Here is an 18742-nt window from a genome sequence, read left to right as displayed (position 1 = left end):
TAACATCCTGGTAAAAGGCAATGAGATCTATCAGAACAATTATGCCGGCTATTCTTATGACTGGGAAGCCGGCGGGGCCAAGATCGGCTCCTATTCGACGCACGTGACCTTTGACAGCAACTACGTGCATGACAACAAGGGACCGGGGTTGCACGGGGATATCGGCTGCGACTATTTCGTGTTTGAGAACAACCACACGGCGCGAAACATGGGCAGCGGCATCCACTGGGAAATCAGCTACCATGCGGTCATTCGAAACAACCTGATTGAAGACGACGGCTTTTCACCGGACGGAACCACGTTCTGGTACGGAGGCGGGATTCTGGTGTCAAACTCCGAGAACGTGGAGGTTTACGGCAATACGGTGAAGGGCTGCATGAACGGAATCGGAGGGACTCAGGGGGACCGCGGAACCAATGCCAAGACGGGCGCCACTTATAATCTCAAGAATCTCTACGTCCACGATAACACGGTTATCCAGAAAACCGGCCGTGCGGAGGGAATTGTCAAGTCTTCAAAACTCGACAACACTGTGTTCACAAGCTGGGGCAATCACCTCAAAGACAGTACCTTCACCCTGGCACTTTCCACCTATACTTATTTCTGCTGGCTCAATCAGGACTGGACATTTGACCAGTGGCTATCGTATGCCGCCGAACACTGAGAGGCGCACGGCTATGACCTGGACTGCGTTGTGCTTTTGGATTGATGCAGAAGCTGCCGGAAGGCGCTGTGGATTCTGATGAGGATTGCATAATAGAGTAACGGACTTCCGTAGCGCCGGTCCCGCCAAGCGGGACCGGCCCTGAAAATTGCCGCCGGGACGGCGGCGCTACAAACGATCTTGTCACCATGTTTTGTAATCCTCAGTAGGTGGGCATTGGCTGTTGGCCTTCGTACTTGAGTCCCTGTGCATCGCGCGAGTGATACCAAACAGACGTGGCCAAGCCTCAAGCCACGTCTTCAGCGCCGCAGTTGGTGATCGGTGCGAATCAGATTGCATTTGCGCGGCTTCTGAAAGCTCGCTCGTCTCAGAACAGGAAGTGCTGGTTCTCAGCGCGACGTGGAAAAGATCTGCGAAGGTGTGCTGTGGTAAGGCAAGCACCCCACCCGGCGTCGCGGGGCTGCGGTCTCAATCGCGGGTTGGCGGAGGGAAGAGGATTCGAACCTCCGAGCCCCTTTCGGGGCTAACGGTTTTCAAGACCGCCGGTTTCAACCGCTCACCCATCCCTCCTTCAGCCAGTCTTTTTAAGTTACAAAGACTTTGAGATACCGTCAATCTGAAACTCCCGTTGATCCCACTGAACAACCAGCCGGAGACCATGGGCGTCTGAACGGGATAATGCTCAAAACACGCCTGTTTTCATGTCCCTGGGCGACCGCCCGCGTTTGAAAATTTGAGAACTCACCCATAGCAACTCTTCTCCATACGCGCAAACAACGCGTATGTACTGTGTACCCGGCGCCTCTCAACGGACATTATTCAACTTATTTGAGTAACTTCTGAAGGAATCGACCAAAAGGGCCGCGGTTGATCGAGTCGCATCGGCAGGGTAGAATAAGAGTGCTTTGCGGGCTCTAAGTCGCCTGACAATTGAAACCTCAGGCCACCACCACGCTGAGGTTGCTGCATTAGCGATCTTCCAAAAACGGGTGCTGCGCTGATGGCAGCTTCCGATCAACTTCCCCAGTGAATTCCAGGTGCGAGGAAGTGAGTCCAATGCCGGAATCACACAGATCCAGTCTTGCTTGTGATCCACCTCCTCGTGTGGTGATCGAAAACGTCTATCCGGAGATCGACGATGGGCGTTTTCCGATCAAGCGAGTCGTCGGCGAGAGCGTTGTTGTGGCGGCCGACATATTCACAGACGGGCATGATGTGATTTCCGCAGCTCTCCATTTCCGACGCCGCGGTGAAACCACCTGGCTTGAAGCGCCGATGGTCCCGACGGTAAATGACCGCTGGCATGCCAGCTTTATTGTGCTAGAAATGGGTGAGTATGAGTATACCCTGCGGGGGTGGATCGATCGGTTTGCGTCCTGGCGAAGCGGGTTTTTCAAGAAGGTAGAGGCCGGCCAGGATGTTTCGGTCGACATCCTGATCGGGGCTGGCCTTGTGGACGAGGCGGCCAGGCGTGCAACGAATGATGTGCCAGATCAATTGCAACAATTCGCATCTCGAATGCGGCAGCAGAACGGGCAGACACTCTCTGAAGCTGTCGCGATCGCGCAGGATGAAAATCTCGCGAGACTAATGGCAATGTGCCCTGATCGTACCCTGGCCTCAACTTATGCGAAGACATTGAGGGTGGAAGTTGACCGCGAGAAAGCGGGATTCGGCGCGTGGTACGAGATGTTCCCCCGTTCATGCTCGGCGGAACCCGGCCGGCACGGTACCTTCCGGGATTGCATCAACAGGTTGCCTTACGTCGCTGAGATGGGCTTTGACGTTCTTTATCTTCCTCCCATTCATCCAATCGGAAGGAAGAACCGGAAAGGAAAGAACAACATTCCCGGCTCGTCCGCTATGGACGTCGGCAGTCCCTGGGCGATCGGGGCCGAGGAGGGCGGACATAAATCCATTCATCCGCAGCTGGGGACGTTTGAGGATTTTCGGCAACTCATCGGCGATGCTCGGGAGTTCGGACTGGAATTGGCCACGGATATTGCCTTTCAATGCACTCCGGACCACCCCTATGTGGCGCAGCACCCTGAATGGTTTCGCTGGCGCCCGGACAGAACCGTGCAGTATGCGGAAAATCCGCCCAAAAAATATGAAGACATTTATCCGCTCAATTTTGAGAATTCCAATTGGCGCGAGTTATGGGAGGAGCTGAAAGACGTGATGGCATTCTGGGCTGATCTGGGTGTTCGCATTTTTCGCGTGGACAATCCCCACACCAAGCCCTTTGAATTCTGGGAGTGGTCTATCCGGGAAATCAAGAAGCAATATCCTGACGTTATTTTTCTGGCTGAGGCGTTTACCCGACCCAAGGTAATGTACCGCCTGGCGAAGCTGGGGTTCACGCAGTCTTACACTTACTTTGCCTGGCGCAATACCAAGTGGGAACTGGAGCAGTACTTTACGGAACTGACCCACAGCGAAGTGCATGAATATTTCCGTCCCAACTTGTGGCCCAACACTCCCGACATTCTCACGGATTACCTGCAGTCGGGAGGCAGACCCGCTTTTATGATCCGGCTGATCCTCGCGGCGACTCTTGGCGCAAATTACGGTATCTATGGTCCGGCTTTCGAACTTTGCGAAAACCGGCCGCTACGGGCGGGCAGCGAGGAATATCTTGATTCAGAGAAATATGAAATTAGAAACTGGGACCTGGAGCGCGCGGACAGCCTGAAAGCCTTAATAGCGCGAGTCAATCAAATCCGGCGCGCCAACTCTGCGCTTCAGACCAACGCACGACTGAGGTTTCATTCAACGGACAACCCGCAACTCATCGCGTACAGCAAGACAACCGAAGACCTTGCCGATTCCATACTGGTTGTGGCGAATCTCGACCCTCACCACACACAGTCCGGCTGGCTGGACCTGCCACTCGACGACTTCGAATTCGACCCTCACCAGGCCTTTCAGGTGCATGACCTGTTGACTGATAGCCGCTACCTTTGGCAGGGAGCCAGAAATTATGTGGAGTTGAATCCGCACACCATACCTGCTCACATCCTCCGAATAAAACGGCGGGTCCGTAGCGGGCGGGACTTTGACTATTTCAGGTAGTGGTTCAGGCTGGCAAGGGTGAGTATGAAGAACTCCGTTGGACTCTAGCAGAATTGGAACCTGTGAACGTCAAAAAGATGACAACGACGCGGTTGTTGCGCCACCTGGCGGAAGCGTACGGGGTTCAGGCGTCATATCAAAATATTCTTGACGGTCGGCGGCGCCAGGCCTCATCGGATGTGCTGATCAGCATCCTTCATTCGCTGGGTGCGCCTGTCACGCGACCGGAAGAGGCAGCGCGCGCTCTTAGAGAACGCCGCCAGCACATTTACTTTCGAGGTCCCGAGCCAGTTGCAGTGGTGTGGGAGGGCCGTCGGGCCATCATCAAGTTGAGGCTTCCGGTTGGCAAGGCGCTGCGCTCATGGCGATGCCTTCTGAAGTTGGAGAATGGCGAAGAAAGGCATTGGGAGATTAAGCCGGGGCAGAGCAAGGCAGCATTGCGCGCGAAGAGAGTAAACGTGGAGGGCAATCCCTATTGGGAACTGGATATGCCGCTACCCGCTGGCCTGCCCTTTGGTTATCACACGTTGTCGTTTGAAGCCGGGAGGTGCTTCTTCCGCACGCTGGTGATTTCCGCGCCAAGGGAAGCCTTTGTGGGCCCTGCACAGAAGTTGTGGGGTGGGTTCATCCCGGTATATGCGTTGCGGTCGGATTCAGACTGGGGCGTTGGTGATTTTGGAGATCTGCGAATTTTGATGGAATGGGTTCAGGCGCGGGGAGGCTCCCTGGTCGGCACGCTGCCCTTGCTCGCATCGTTCCTCGACGAACCATTTCATCCAAGTCCGTATTCTCCGGTAAGCCGTCTTTTCTGGAATGAGCTGTTTCTGGACATGAGCAGGGTCCCGGAAATGGAGCACAGCCAAGAGGCGCGTAATTTCGTGATGTCCACGGAGTTCCAGGCGGCGCGGAAAGGGTTGCAGTCTCACTCGCTTGTTGAATACCGCCAGGCGATGGCCTTGAAGCGTAGGGTGCTGGAACATCTTGTTCGCTCGATTTTTGCAAGCCCATCCGTGCGGCAGCAGCAACTTTTCGCGTACGTTGAGGCGCATGCGGACCTAAAGGATTACGCGCAGTTCCGCGCCACCTGCGACCGCCGCCGCTCCTCTTGGTGGACGTGGCCACATCGCTTGCGGGAAGGGAAGTTGAGCAGCGGCGACTACGATCTCGAAGCCATGCGTTACCACCTCTACGCGCAGTGGCTGGCGGAGGAGCAGATCAGGAGCTTTGCAAAAGGATGCGACTCGAAGGGTGCGGGTCTCTACCTGGATTTGCCGCTCGGCGTCAGTTCGGACGGGTATGATGTGTGGCGCGAGAGGGCTTCTTTTGTTCTGGACATCAGCGTCGGCTCACCCCCAGACGGTTTTTTCACGAGAGGCCAAAGCTGGGGATTCCCGCCCATGCACCCCGAGCAGATGCGCGAACACGGCTATGCTTATATTCGGAAGGCGCTTCAGCATCATCTTGCTCATGCTCGTGTTCTGCGCATCGATCACGTCATGGGCCTGCACCGCCTCTTCTGGGTACCACGGGGGTGTGAACCCAGGGACGGCGTCTACGTCCGGTATCCGGCCGAGGAGATGTACGCCATTCTCACCCTGGAGTCGGTCAGGAACCAGGCGCTGATTGTGGGCGAGGACCTGGGGACGGTTCCCGGTTACGTCAGGCCTGCCCTCGCTCGGCACAAGGTCCAACGGACGTACGTTATGCAGTTTGAGGCGACTCCGAACGTAAAGAGGCCGTTGCCCGACCCGCATGTGGACTCAGTGGCTGCGCTTAACACGCACGACATGCCACCGTTTGCAGCATTTTGGGAAGGGCTGGATGTTCAAGACCGTGTGGACCTTGGTTTGCTCGATGGCGAGGGGGCTGCCACGGAGATGTATAACCGGAGTAAGCTGAGACATGCGCTGGTGAGATTTCTCGGTTTGGGTGGACATACGGGAAGCAATCCGTCCCTGGTTGTGGTCCTGAAGACGTTGCTGGAATTTTTGGGCACGGGCCGCAACAGGACAGTGATGGTGAATCTTGAAGATTTATGGTGCGAGAGGCAGCCGCAAAATGTTCCCGGGACCTGCGATGAACGTCCCAACTGGAGACGAAAGGCGAGATACAGCCTGCAGCAGATAACGGGAATGGCGGAGGTTCGAGAAATGCTTGAGGCGCTTGATAAGGCGAGGCGCCGAAAGGAGGCTTGATGGTTACGCCCGAGAATAGTCCGATCCAGGCAGGCCAGGCGGCAGGCGAGGTTTCTCCCGTGCGCCACGACGTTTTAGCGCTGTCTGAAGACGACATTTATCTTTTCAACGAAGGGTCACACTACCGGCTCTATCAAAAGCTTGGTGCGCATTTGCGAAACGTTGATGGACAGGAAGGCGTGCATTTTGCCGTGTGGGCCCCGAATGCCGAATACGTATCGGTCATTGGAGATTTCAATGGCTGGGACAAAGATAGACATCCTCTCAGTTCGCGGGGCCAATCAGGGATCTGGGAAGGTTTTATCCCTGGGCTCGGGAGGGGTGAATTGTATAAGTATCACATTGCCTCCCGATACCATGCTTATCGCGTTGACAAAGCGGACCCGTTTGCCATCCGCAGCCAGGTGCCGCCCGCCACGGCTTCCCAGGTCTGGGACCTTCAGTACGAATGGGGGGACCGTGAGTGGATGGCAAAGCGATACCAGCGCAATTCCCTAAAGGGCCCGCAATCGATCTATGAAGTGCATCTGGGTTCCTGGGCCCGTGTGCCGGAAGAGGGCAATCGTCCGCTGAGCTATCGTGAACTGGCCAAGAAGCTGACGGATTACGTGCTGCGGACGGGCTTCACCCACGTGGAATTCCTGCCGATCATGGAACACCCGTTCAGTGGATCGTGGGGTTACCAGACGACCGGTTATTTCGCTCCTACCAGCCGCTACGGAACGCCACAAGACTTCATGTATCTGATCGACTGCCTGCACCAGCACGGGATCGGTGTTTATCTCGATTGGGTGCCATCGCACTTCCCGACAGATGAGCACGGACTCGCCTACTTTGATGGCACCCACCTTTTTGAACATGCTGATCCCCGCCAGGGTTTTCATCCCGACTGGGGGAGCTACATATTCAACTACGGGCGCAACGAAGTGCGGAGTTTCCTGATGAGCAGCGCGCTGATGTGGATGGACGTTTACCACGCGGACGGGTTGCGCGTGGATGCCGTCGCGTCCATGCTCTATCTTGATTACTCCCGAAAGGAAGGCGAATGGATTCCCAACCAGTATGGCGGGCGCGAAAATCTGGACGCCATCGGCTTCCTGCGCCGATTTAATACGGATGTCTACCAGGCGCATCCCGATACGCAGACGGTCGCTGAGGAATCGACTGCCTGGCCCATGGTGTCCCGCCCGACCTACGTTGGCGGGCTGGGGTTTGGAATGAAATGGGACATGGGATGGATGCACGACATGCTGGAATACATGAAGCAGCCGCCCATCTACAGAAAGTACCATCACAACTCGCTGACCTTCCGCATGCTTTATGCTTTCACTGAGAATTTCGTGCTTCCTCTATCGCACGACGAAGTCGTCCACGGGAAAGGGTCGCTGATTGGAAAAATGCCGGGTGATGAGTGGCAGCGGTTCGCCAACCTGCGTCTGCTGTTGGGGTGCATGTACGGCCAGCCCGGAAAGAAATTGCTCTTTATGGGCGGGGAATTTGGGCAGGTGAAAGAGTGGAACCATGATGAAAGCCTCGAATGGCACGTGCTCCAGTATCCCAGCCATTCAGGGCTGCAAAAATGGGTAGAGGACCTGAATCATATTTACCGCCGCGAGCCGGCGCTTTATGAAATCGATTCTAATCCTGCGGGGTTTGAGTGGGTCGATTGCGGCGATAGTGACCAGTCCGTTCTGACGTTCATGCGAAGGGGCGAATCCACGGACGACGTGGTCCTGGTGGCGTGTAATTTCACTCCTGTGCCCCGCACCAATTACCGGATCGGCGTGCCCCGCGGCGGCTACTGGGAGGAAATCGCGAACAGCGACGCGGACCAATATTGGGGGGGCAATTGGGGCAATCTGGGCGGAGTGGAAGCGGGCCCGGTCTCGCACCACGGGCGGCCGTGGTCGGTTTCGGTTGTACTTCCGGCGCTTTCAATACTGTTTTTCAAGAGTGAGGGATAGCGCAGATGGGTTTTCCCTTGGGCGCACACTATGTTGGAGAAGGTCGTTGTCATTTTCTGGTGTGGGCCCCCCGCGCCGGAATAGTGGAACTTCATGTGGTTGCCCCTACTGATCGAACTATCCGGATGGAACGGCACGAGCACGGTTACCACCGGGTCCTTGCGGAAGGGGTCGTTCCCGGAACGCGCTACTTCTTGCGGCTTGACGGTAAAACCGAAAGGGCTGACCCAGCGTCGCACTATCAGCCGGAAGGCGTGCACGGACCTTCGGAAGTGGTTAGTCTGTCGTCCGAGTGGAGCGACACGGGGTGGAGCGGACTCGATCTTGCCGACTATATCATCTATGAAATCCACGTCGGCGCGTACACTCAGCACGGAACATTTGAGTCGGCCGTTCCACACCTCGACGGGCTCTGCGAGCTTGGCATCACTGCCGTCGAGTTGATGCCCGTCGCGCAGTTCCCGGGCGGCAGGAACTGGGGGTATGATGGAACCTTCCTGTTCGCAGTACAGAATTCTTATGGAGGGCCAGCAGGGCTGAAGGCATTTGTCGAAGCCTGCCACCAGCGCGGCCTGGCCGTGGTTCTTGACGTGGTTTACAACCATCTTGGGCCGGAAGGTAACTACCTCGCTGAGTTTGGGCCGTACTTCACCGACAGGTATCGAACCCCCTGGGGGCCGGCAATCAATTTCGATGGCCCGCAAAGTGACGAAGTTCGCCGTTTCTTCATCCAAAACGCACTTTACTGGACGAAAGAATTTCATATCGATGCGCTCAGGCTGGATGCGGTCCATGCAATCGTGGACCCATCCGCCCGGCCGATTCTTGAAGAACTCGGCGTGGCAATCCATCGGCAGGCGCGAGAGCTCAAGCGCCAGATCCACGTGATCGCCGAAAGCGACCGCAACGATTCAAAGCTTCTTCGAGGCCCCGATGAGGGCGGATATGGCCTGGACGCCCAGTGGAGCGACGACTTCCACCATGCGCTGCATACTCTGCTGACCTCTGAGCGGAACGGCTACTACAGTGATTTCGGAACGGTGGCACAACTCGCGGCGGCCTATCGTGAAGGCTTTGTTTATTCCGGACAGTATTCGGTTTACCGCGAAAGGCGGCACGGAAACTCTTCAAAAGGGCTTCCTCCGGAGAAGTTCGTCGTGTTTGCGCAGAATCACGACCAGGTGGGCAACAGACTGCTGGGCGAGCGTCTGAGCCAGATCATTTCATTCGAGGCCTTAAAGGTGGCTCTATCCGCGGTGCTGCTGTCTCCTTTCACTCCTCTGCTCTTTATGGGAGAGGAATACGGTGAGCACGCTCCCTTCAGGTATTTTGTGAGCCATTCCGATCCGGAGCTAATCGAGGTCGTGCGAAAAGGGCGCCAGGACGAATTTGCCGGGTTCGATTGGGCGGGCCAGATTCCTGATCCGCAGAGCGACCAGACGTTCCAGGAATGCAAGCTGAATCACGCCTTAAAGTCGCGGGGCAACCATAAGACACTTTATGCTTTCGTTCGAGAATTGATTCGGTTGCGGAAACAAATGTCCGGGCTGTCAGGGACCTGCCGGGAGGAGATGGAGGCGATTGCGTTTGAAAGAGAGAAGGTCCTTTGGCTAAGACGATGGCGAACCGGAAGCCAGGTTGTAATCGTTATCAGCTTCGCGGATGGACCGGTTGCTGTGGTGCTTCCTTTCCCGAAAGCTCGTTTCAACAAAATTCTGGACTCTGCAGAGCAGCAGTGGCACGGCGGTGGGAGCCTGTGGCCAGAGCTGCTGGAAGCGGACGGGAATGGCGCCCTCACCATCGCCCCGAGCTCGATAGCCCTTTTCCAATCTAACTGACAGAACGAAGCAAGCTCATGCCAGATAGGTACATTTGTATCCACGGACATTTCTACCAGCCACCGCGCGAAAATCCCTGGCTGGAAGCCATTGAAATCCAGGACTCGGCGTTTCCCTATCACGACTGGAACGAACGTATTTCAGCCGAATGTTACGGGCCAAATGCCTCCTCGCGGATCCTGGATGGAGACGGGCGCATTCAGAAAATTGTCAACAACTATTCAAGGATCAGCTTCAACTTTGGTCCGACTCTGTTGATGTGGCTGGCGACGAACGCTCCGTATGTGTATCGGGCCGTTCTGTCAGCCGACCAGGACAGTCAGAAATATTACTCGGGTCACGGATCGGCCATGGCCCAGGCATATAACCACATGATTATGCCGCTGGCGAACAGGAGGGACAAGGAGACCCAGGTTATCTGGGGAATCCGGGACTTTGAACACCGCTTCAGACGGCAGCCGGAGGGGATGTGGTTGCCCGAAACTGCGGTTGACTTGGAAACCCTGGACGTGCTGGCACAGCAGGGCATCCAGTACACGGTGCTTTCACCGTACCAGGCACGCCGAACGCGGGCAATCGGCGCTCGCAACTGGCGAGACGTGAGCGGAGGCCGCGTGGACCCTTCGGTTGCCTATCGCGTGCGGCTTCGCTACGGCCGATCGATTAATGTGTTCTTCTACGACGGGCCGATTTCCCAAGCGGTTGCTTTTGAAGGGTTGCTCGCGAGTGGCGAACGGCTGGCAGACCGGCTGCTCGGTGCCTTTTCAGACGAGCGCGAAGGGCCTCAGTTGGTCCACATTGCAACGGACGGGGAGACCTATGGACATCACCACGCTTACGGCGACATGGCGCTTGCCTACGCCTTGAACTTCATTGGTACACAGGAGTCCTTCAAACTGACGAACTACGGCGAATTTCTGGAACTGCACCCGCCAGTCCACGAAGCGCGGATATTCGATAAGAGCTCCTGGAGTTGTCCTCACGGAGTGGAGCGATGGAGAAGTGATTGTGGCTGCAACACCGGTGGGCACGAAGGGTGGAACCAGAAGTGGCGGGCGCCCCTTCGGGAAGCCCTGGACTGGCTGCGTGACACCATCAACACATCCTTTGGAAGGAAGGGGAAAGAGTTCTTCAAGGACCCCTGGGCGGCACGCAATGGCTATATTGACGTCATTTTGGACCGCTCGCAGGAGAGCGTTCAGTGCTTCCTGGATAAATATGGCGACGGCCCTCTCAATGCGGAGAAGAGTGTCGGGGCCCTCAAGCTGATGGAACTGCAGCGGCACCTGATGCTGATGTACACAAGCTGTGGGTGGTTTTTCGACGAACTGTCCGGCATCGAAACGGTCCAGGTGATTCAATACGCGGCACGCGCGCTCCAGTTAGCCGAAGAGATCTTCTCAAAGCGTTTTGAAGCCAGCTTTCTCGATCTGCTTGAGAAGGCCGTGAGCAATATTCCGGAACACGAGAATGGCAGAGTGATTTTTGAAAAGTTCGTCCGTCCGTCCGCCATCGATCTGCTGAAGGTGGGCGCCCACTATGCTGTAAGCTCGCTGTTCGAGCCTTTCAACCACGAGACAAGAATCTATTGCTATGCGGTTGACCGCCAGGACTACAAAGTTCTGAACGAAGGGAAAACGCGGCTGGCGCTCGGCCGGGCTCAGATCACCTCGGATATCACGAGGGAAATGTCACAAGTCAGTTTCGGGGTCCTACATCTTGGTGACCACAACGTGAGCGGCGGTGTCAGGAAATTTCTTGATGAAAATCAATATGAGGGGATGGTAAACGAGATCAGCGACAGTTTCGAGCGGGGAGATCTTGCCGAGAGACTTAGGACTGTCGACCAGCATTTCGGTTCCGGGACCTACACCCTCAAGCTGCTGTTTCGCGACCAGCAACAACGTATTCTCAAGCTTATTCTGCAGTCTGCTCTGGTGGACGCCGAGGCTGCATATCGCGGGATTTACGAAGGTGAGGCCCCGTTGATGCATTTTGTCACATCGCTCGGAATGGCCCAGCCAAGCCATTTTCGAATTGCCGCAGAGTTTACTCTTAACTCCGAGTTGAGGCGGCTTCTCGAGTCTGAGAATCTGGACGCGGATCAGGTCCGCGCGCTGCTCGATGAGATGCGGCGGGCCGGCGTCCCATGGGACGAGGCGCCGCTGGAAATCGCCATACGGCGGAACCTGGAACGACTCGCAGCAGCGTCTTTTGACGCTCCGGATGATATCCAGCGGCTTCAGGCCTTTCGATCGGCGGTCGAGATTGCCGGGATGTTGCCGTTCAAAGTGGTGCTTTGGCAGCCGCAAAATGTTTTCTACGAAATTCTGCAGCGGCGATATGAGGAAGCCAGGACGCAGGCTGCCGCGGGTGATAGGGCGGCCCAGGAGTGGCTTGAGTCTTTTCTTGCTCTGGGTACAAAACTGAGTGTTTACGTGGGTTAGACATAATGCGATTGCTGGCCGTTCCAGCAGCGACCTATCGGATTCAGTTCAACCTGAATTTCAGGTTCAGCGACGCAAAGGACCTGGTTCCCTACCTGCACGATCTGGGCATCACCCACCTGTATGCTTCGCCGCGTTTCAAGGCGGGGAAGGGGAGCTCGCATGGATATGACGTGGCTGATCCTCACCGCATCAATTCTGAACTCGGGACCGAAGAGGAACTTTATGACCTGATCCTCAAGCTGAAGAATTACGGGATGGGGCTGCTCCTGGATATCGTTCCCAATCACATGGTGGCGAGCTCGGAGAATCCGTGGTGGCGGGACGTGCTTGAGAACGGCGCGACATCCGAATTTGCCCGGTACTTTGATATTGACTGGCATCCGGCAACGGGTAAGGGTCTGTTTCTACAAGACAATAAAGTCTTGATTCCGGTTCTTGGCCACCTGTACGGGAAGGTGCTCGAAAACCAGGAACTGACCCTGAAGCTGGACGAAAATGGATTTTATGTCCGCTATTACGAGCGCCGCTTTCCACTGAATCCCAGCACTTACCGCGTGATTCTGGAACGCTGCCTGGACGACATCCGCACGGCGAAAGAGTTCGATTCTTCTCTGGCGGATGAGGTCTCCCGCGTGCTGGATGCGGTCGAGGGGCTGCCGGAGTCGAAAGGCTCGGCTCAGGAGCGGATCAAGTACCGCCGCGAGACCCACAAATGGATCAAGGACCGCTTGTGGGACCTCTACCGCCATTCACCGGGCGTGAAGCGCTGCCTGGACGAGACCCTCCGATTTTTTAATGGTACTTCCGGCGAGGCAAGCAGCTTCGAGCCGCTGGACCGACTTCTGTCTATGCAAGCCTATCGGTTGGCCGACTGGAAGATGGCCGCGGAAGAAATCAATTACCGGCGTTTTTTTGACATCAATGAGCTGGTGGGATTGAGGGTGGAGGACCACCGAGTGTTTGATGACCGGCACCGCCTGATCGTTGAACTTGCCAGGAAGGAGGAAGGGATCGGTCTCCGCGTAGACCACGTGGACGGTCTTCTCGATCCGACCCGTTATCTGGAACGCTTGCGAGACGCAACCGCAGCGAGAGAGGAGAGCCGCAACCCGGTGCACCGCTACCTGATTGTTGAGAAAATCCTCGGGCGGGATGAACCGCTGCCAGAGGATTGGCCCGTGGCAGGGTCAACCGGCTACGACTTTCTGAACGCCGTGAACGGTTTGTTCGTGGACCCGACCGGACTCAGCCGCATCGAGAAGGACTTCCACCGCTTTACGGGATTCCATCTCAGCTATGCCGATGTCTGTTATACGCGAAACAAGCAGGTGATTTTCCAGCTTTTTGCCGGCGAACTGGCATCCTTTGCCCATTCACTGGCAAGGCTGGCGTCGCAGGACCGCCATGCCAGAGATGTCCCGCTCCCTGAACTCGTCCGGGCGTTTGTGGAGGTTACTGCGTGCCTTCCCGTGTACAGGACGTATATCAGGAGTTTCTTCATCAGCGATCACGATCGCTCCTACCTTGAATGGACCCTGGAGACGGCCCGGCGCCGGACTTCCCCCGAGGAGGTCAGCGGCGCCGCCTGGGATTTCTTGCGCCGGATTCTGTTTCTTGACCCACAGTCTTACGCCCGGGACCAGCGAAAGCCGTGGCTTCAGTTTGTCATGCGATGGCAGCAGTTCACCAGCCCCGTGATGGCAAAAGGATTGGAAGATACCGCGTCGTATGTTTACAGCTCTCTGATTTCCCTGAACGAAGTGGGCGGAGACTCGTTGCGCGAAAAGCTGCCTGATGATGTTCCGGCTTTTCACGGCTTTAACCAGGCCCGGCTTGCCCGTTGGCCGCACACGATGAATTCAACCTCGACGCATGACACAAAGCGAAACGAAGATGTGCGGGCGCGCATCAACGTGCTTTCTGAAATTGACCGGGTGTGGCTGCCTCGCTTGCACCGATGGAGCAAATGGAATCAGCCGCACAAGCCGGAATACGATGGCAAGCGCGTTCCGGACAATAACGAAGAGTCCCTGTTGTACCAGACCCTGCTGGGCGCGTGGCCGCTTGACCGCGCAGAGGAACCGGCGTTCCTGGATCGAGTGGTCTCCTTCATGGAGAAGGCCCTGCGCGAAGCCAAGACCCACACCAGTTGGATTAATCCTGATGTGGAATACGAAAAAGCTGTCGAACAATTCATACGGAGCTCCGTGGTTCCCGGCAGCCGCAGCAGGTTCATGGAGGACTTCCATGAATTACGCAATGCCATCGCGTTCTACGGTTGTCTGAATGCTCTTTCGCAGACCCTCCTGAAGATCACGTCGCCAGGCGTTCCGGATTTTTACCAGGGAACTGAGTTGTGGGAGTTCAGTCTGGCCGATCCCGACAATCGGCGGCCGGTCGACTTTGAGAAGAGGGTCAGGATGATGGACGAGATCAGATCTCGAGAGGCGAATGCTCCGGATGAGCTGTTGAAGGACCTGGTCACGAATTGGCAGGATGGGAGGATCAAGCTTTATCTGATTCGCAAAGCTTTGAATTTCCGGCTTGCCCACAAAGAACTCTTCGCGGCCGGTGAATACATCCCGCTGGAAGGTGTTGGGCAGAGGCGGGATTCGGTGGTGGCGTTCGGGCGCCGCCGCCGGAAGGATTGGGTGATGGTTGCCGTGCCCCGCCTTGTTGCGGGCGCGCTCCGCAGACGAAAGTCCTTGTTGCCGAGGGCAAACTGGCCGGCGCTGAGGATTATCCTGCCGAGTGAATGCCCACTCCGGTGGAGAAACATCTTTACGCGCAGCAGCGTGTGTGCCAGGCGCGGCCGCGACGGCCAAATCGAGCTGCCGCTCAGTGGAATGCTCGACAGGTTCCCGTCCGTCATGCTGGAACCTGAACCGGAGAAAAGTCCGGCGCGATAAGGACAATAGCCTGCCCGTGCGGACCTGTTTTCAGGTGAAAGCTTATATGCCTGCTGCTCTAGCGCAGTGTGGCAGAGCGCATGGGCTGCGAAATTTGGGTCGAAGCCTGCCATGGCTGCACATGGCCGCGCGAAAAGAAGTCGCCGGCGGTCAGCGTGATCATAATAGCCAGCCAGAAGAGGGCTGCAAACAAAACCAGACGGACCATTGAGGCGCTCCAGCGGAGATGCATGAAGAAGGCAGCCACCAAAGATGCTTTGCCGATGGCGATCACCAGCGCGACAACGGTATTCCAGCGGCCAAGATCGATGTACGCAATCTGCCATGTCACCACGGTGAGGATCAGGAGGGTGATAAAGACAAAGGCATAAAGTTTCAGCGGCGCGATGTGTTCTGACATTAGAAATGTGCTCCAAGTAAATACAGTAATGGGAACAGAAATATCCAGATAATATCGACGAAATGCCAATAAAGTCCGAACATCTCAATGGGGTTGTACCGCTCGGCAGAAAACCTTCCTTTCCACGCCATATAGAGAAGGACCACCATGATTCCTTCGCCTACAATCATGTGGGTTGCGTGAATACCGGTGAGGATAAAGTAAAAGCAAAAGAACATGGCCACCTGGTTGGTGTGAGGGCCGGCATATGTCCAATGCAGCCCGGGGGCGAAACCTTCCTTGTAATCGTGGATCCACTCCAGCACGAACTTTATAAACAGGAAGACGCACCCCAGGAGCATGGTTGACACAAGGTAGGCCATGAGTTGCTTGCGTTTGCCGGTCTGCGCTGCGTGGACCGCCAGGGCCATGGTTAAGCTGCTGCAAATAAGAACAGCCGTGTTGATGGCCCCGATGGGAGTATTCAGGTGATGGCTTCCAATCTCAAAAGCCGTCGTATATAGGTTCCGATAGACCGTATAGGATGTGAAGACGGCCCCAAAGAACATGATTTCCGTGGCCAGGAATATCCACATTCCGAGGCTTGACGCCTCATGTTGTTGCGTCCGGTCATCAAACTGTTCGTAAACGGCGGTTTGGGTGTTATGCAACTGGTATTCCCTCCGCGAGGCGATCATACCCATACGGCTCTTCGGTGACGACCGGCGTTTCCTCGAAATTATGCGTGATGGGTGGAGAGGAGGTGGTCCACTCCAGGCCGGTCGATTTCCAGGGGTTGGGGCCTGCAATGGGTCCGTAGCGCGCGGACCATGCCAGATAGATCAGGGGAATGATGTACCCAAGCCCAAGGATTGAAGCTCCGGCAGTCGAGACGACGTTCAGCGTGTGGAACTCGGCCGGGTAGACTGCATACCGGCGGGGCATGCCCAGGTAGCCCAGGATGAATTGCGGGAAGAAGGTGAGGTTGAATCCAACAAAGATGATGATGGCTGCAACTCTTGCCCACCCGTCCGGGTACAGGCGTCCGGTCATTTTGGGCCACCAGTAGTGGATCCCTCCCAGGTAGCCCATGACGGCGCCGCCGACCATGATGTAATGGAAATGCGCGATGACGAAGTAAGTGTCATGAACGTGCTGGTCCAGTCCCATGCTGGCCAGATACAGGCCGGTCAACCCGCCGATGGTAAAGAGCCCGATGAAACCAAGCGCATAGAGCATTGGAGCTTCATAGGAAATGGACCCTTTATAGAGGGTCGCTGTCCAGTTGAAGACCTTGATTGCGGATGGGATGGCCACGGCCATGCTGAGGGCAGAGAACACCAGGCCGGCATAGACGGACTGGCCGCTGACGAACATGTGGTGTCCCCACACCAGGAAACCGATCGCGGCGATTGCGATGCTCGAAAAGGCAACGAAATGGTAGCCGAAGATCTTCTTCTTCGAAAAGGTGGGGATCAGCTCACTGATGACTCCCATTGACGGCAGAATCATGACATACACGGCGGGATGGGAGTAGAACCAGAAAAGGTGCTGGAAGAGGACGGGATCTCCGCCAAGGGCGGGATCAAAGATACCGACATGGAAAAACCGCTCGATACCCATCAGGGCGAGGGAAATAGCGACCACCGGCGTTCCGATGATAAAGATGATGCTGGCCGCATACATGGACCAGACAAAGAGCGGCAGGCGGAACCAGGTCAGGCCGGGGGCGCGCATCTTGTGAATGGTTACGACAAAATTCAGGCCGGTAAGTATTGACGAAAAGCCCGCAATAAACACGCCGCCAGCGGCGGCCATCACATGGGTGTTGAGGTACAGGCTGCTCAAAGGCGTATAAAAGGTCCAGCCGGTATCAACGCCGCCGGCAACCACTGCGTACACCATCAGTGATCCGCCGGTCATAAAGATGTACCAGCTCAACAGGTTCAACCGGGGGAAAGCGACGTCGCGGGCGCCGAGCATCATGGGAAGCAGGAAGTTGCCCAGCACGGCAGGGATCGAGGGCACCAGGAAGAAAAAGACCATGATGATCCCGTGGATGCTGAACAGCTTGTTGTAGGTTTCCGGCTCGAGCAGCAGGCCCTGCGGCTCAAGCAAATTCAGCCGCATCAGAGTGGCCGCCACACCACCGATGGTAAAGAAGAACGTAATTGCCATCAGGTAAAGCCAGGCAATCCGCTTGTGGTCTGTGGTTAGCAACCACGATTTAATGCCGTAGTCCACATTCAGGTAATGAATGCGCGGCTCAATCGCGACTTCTGCGCTACTCATGGTGTCCCCAAATTCCTTTCTTTTGATGCCAGCGATTTGATGTAGGCCGTGATCTGCAGGATCTGCTCTTCGGTCACCTGGCCTTTAAACGTGGGCATAATCGCTGGATATCCGTTGACAATCTGGGAGCTCGGGTCCAGGATCGACTGGCGAATATAGGCATCGTCAGCCAACACCGTCTGGCCGTCCGACAGCTTGACCTGCTTGCCATAGAGTCCTACGAACGCAGGACCTTTTCCCGTGCCATGGCAGGTGATGCACCCATACTGATGATAGAGAGTTTCGCCCTTTTCGACCATGGTAGTGCCTGTCACCCCGCTGTTGAGCCACCTCTGGTAATCTTCCTGGGTCATGACGTACACCCACCCCGCCATCAAAGAATGCCCCATCCCGCAATATTGATCGCAAAACAGGTGGTATTTGCCCGGTTTGGTCGCTTCGAACCATTCGGTGGTGTAGCGGCCCGGCACCACGTCCATCTTCATCCGGAAGGCGGGAACGGAAAAGTCATGGATGACATCCTGGGACGTCATGGTGAGCTTGACCGGAACTCCGACCGGCATGTGCAGGGCATTGATTTCGCGCTTCCCATTCGTGTGTTCGACATGCCACATCCATTGTTTTCCGATGACGAACACTTCCGTGGCATCCTTGGGCGGTGTTGCGTTGCTGACAAAAATTTTGGCGCCCCAGAAATACATGATGGCGACCAGTATCATGGGAATGACCGTCCAGGTGACCTCAAGCGGAATATTGTTAGTGACCTGATTTTTCGGCGGCGCCTCGTCATTCGCGCGCCGGCGGTATTTGACAGCGAAATAGAAAATCAGCAGGAAGATGAGCGTGCCGAAGAAAACTGACACCGCCGTCAGAAAATAAAAAAGGTGGTCAACCGCTGGAGCAATGGTCGAAGCCTGCTGCGGAAATAACGGGAAAGCTTGTGGCATTTTATTCTTTCACCCTCTCCAGTTCAGGC

At 56.1% G+C, this 18742-nt stretch carries 11 protein-coding genes and 1 tRNA gene; 7 read left to right on the top strand and 5 right to left on the bottom strand.

What is annotated here, in order from left to right; translation table 11 throughout:
• Positions 1–664, top strand: a 664-nt coding sequence (locus VFQ24_16020) for a right-handed parallel beta-helix repeat-containing protein (protein ID HET9179861.1), incomplete at its 5' end; no start/stop codon positions are given.
• A 480-nt stretch (positions 665–1144) separates the two neighbouring features.
• Here VFQ24_16020 and VFQ24_16015 read toward each other — a convergent pair.
• Positions 1145–1234, bottom strand: a tRNA-Ser gene (locus tag VFQ24_16015).
• A 486-nt stretch (positions 1235–1720) separates the two neighbouring features.
• Between VFQ24_16015 and VFQ24_16010 the strand changes: the two genes are divergently transcribed.
• The 6 genes from VFQ24_16010 (at position 1721) to treY (ending at position 15095) form a co-directional block, all read left to right on the top strand.
• Complete coding sequence (locus VFQ24_16010; protein ID HET9179860.1) at positions 1721–3739, top strand: alpha-1,4-glucan--maltose-1-phosphate maltosyltransferase; 2019 nt, start codon at positions 1721–1723, stop codon at positions 3737–3739.
• 62 nt (positions 3740–3801) lie between these two features.
• Positions 3802–5934, top strand: coding sequence for a 4-alpha-glucanotransferase (gene malQ, locus VFQ24_16005; protein HET9179859.1), 2133 nt, complete (start codon positions 3802–3804; stop codon positions 5932–5934).
• Entirely contained in the window at positions 5934–7898 is a 1965-nt protein-coding gene (gene glgB, locus VFQ24_16000) for a 1,4-alpha-glucan branching protein GlgB (GenBank protein ID HET9179858.1), read from the top strand. Before malQ ends, glgB begins: the two co-directional genes overlap by 1 nt.
• Before the next feature lie 5 nt (positions 7899–7903).
• Complete coding sequence (gene treZ, locus VFQ24_15995; protein HET9179857.1) at positions 7904–9736, top strand: malto-oligosyltrehalose trehalohydrolase; 1833 nt, start codon at positions 7904–7906, stop codon at positions 9734–9736.
• 17 nt (positions 9737–9753) lie between these two features.
• A complete protein-coding gene (locus VFQ24_15990; GenBank protein HET9179856.1) occupies positions 9754–12183 on the top strand; it encodes a DUF3536 domain-containing protein in 2430 nt (809 codons plus the stop codon).
• 5 nt (positions 12184–12188) lie between these two features.
• Positions 12189–15095, top strand: a complete 2907-nt coding sequence (gene treY, locus VFQ24_15985; GenBank protein HET9179855.1) for a malto-oligosyltrehalose synthase — start codon at positions 12189–12191, stop codon at positions 15093–15095.
• A gap of 58 nt (positions 15096–15153) precedes the next feature.
• On the opposite strand, the gene VFQ24_15980 is transcribed toward treY, so the two are convergent.
• Genes VFQ24_15980 through coxB form a run of 4 tightly spaced genes read right to left on the bottom strand, consistent with a single transcriptional unit; the run spans position 15154 to position 18713 of the window.
• The gene (locus VFQ24_15980; GenBank protein HET9179854.1) at positions 15154–15495 is read right to left on the bottom strand and encodes a cytochrome C oxidase subunit IV family protein; all 342 of its coding nucleotides are present in this window, start codon (positions 15493–15495) and stop codon (positions 15154–15156) included.
• Positions 15495–16178, bottom strand: a complete 684-nt coding sequence (locus VFQ24_15975) for a cytochrome c oxidase subunit 3 family protein (protein ID HET9179853.1) — start codon at positions 16176–16178, stop codon at positions 15495–15497. The genes VFQ24_15980 and VFQ24_15975 overlap by 1 nt, the downstream gene beginning before the upstream one ends.
• Positions 16138–17766 carry a cytochrome c oxidase subunit I gene (gene ctaD, locus VFQ24_15970; GenBank protein HET9179852.1) on the bottom strand — a complete coding sequence of 543 codons (1629 nt, stop codon included), beginning with the start codon at positions 17764–17766 and terminating at the stop codon, positions 16138–16140. Before ctaD ends, VFQ24_15975 begins: the two co-directional genes overlap by 41 nt.
• On the bottom strand, positions 17763–18713 hold the full coding sequence (gene coxB, locus VFQ24_15965; GenBank protein ID HET9179851.1) for a cytochrome c oxidase subunit II: 951 nt from the start codon (positions 18711–18713) through the stop codon (positions 17763–17765). Before coxB ends, ctaD begins: the two co-directional genes overlap by 4 nt.
• Between the last annotated feature and the right edge of the window lie 29 nt (positions 18714–18742).

This window comes from Terriglobia bacterium, assembly GCA_035712365.1.
In the GTDB taxonomy this organism is placed as follows: Bacteria; Acidobacteriota; Terriglobia; order UBA7540; family UBA7540; genus SCRD01.
This window is presented reverse-complemented; position numbering and strand designations above follow the sequence as displayed.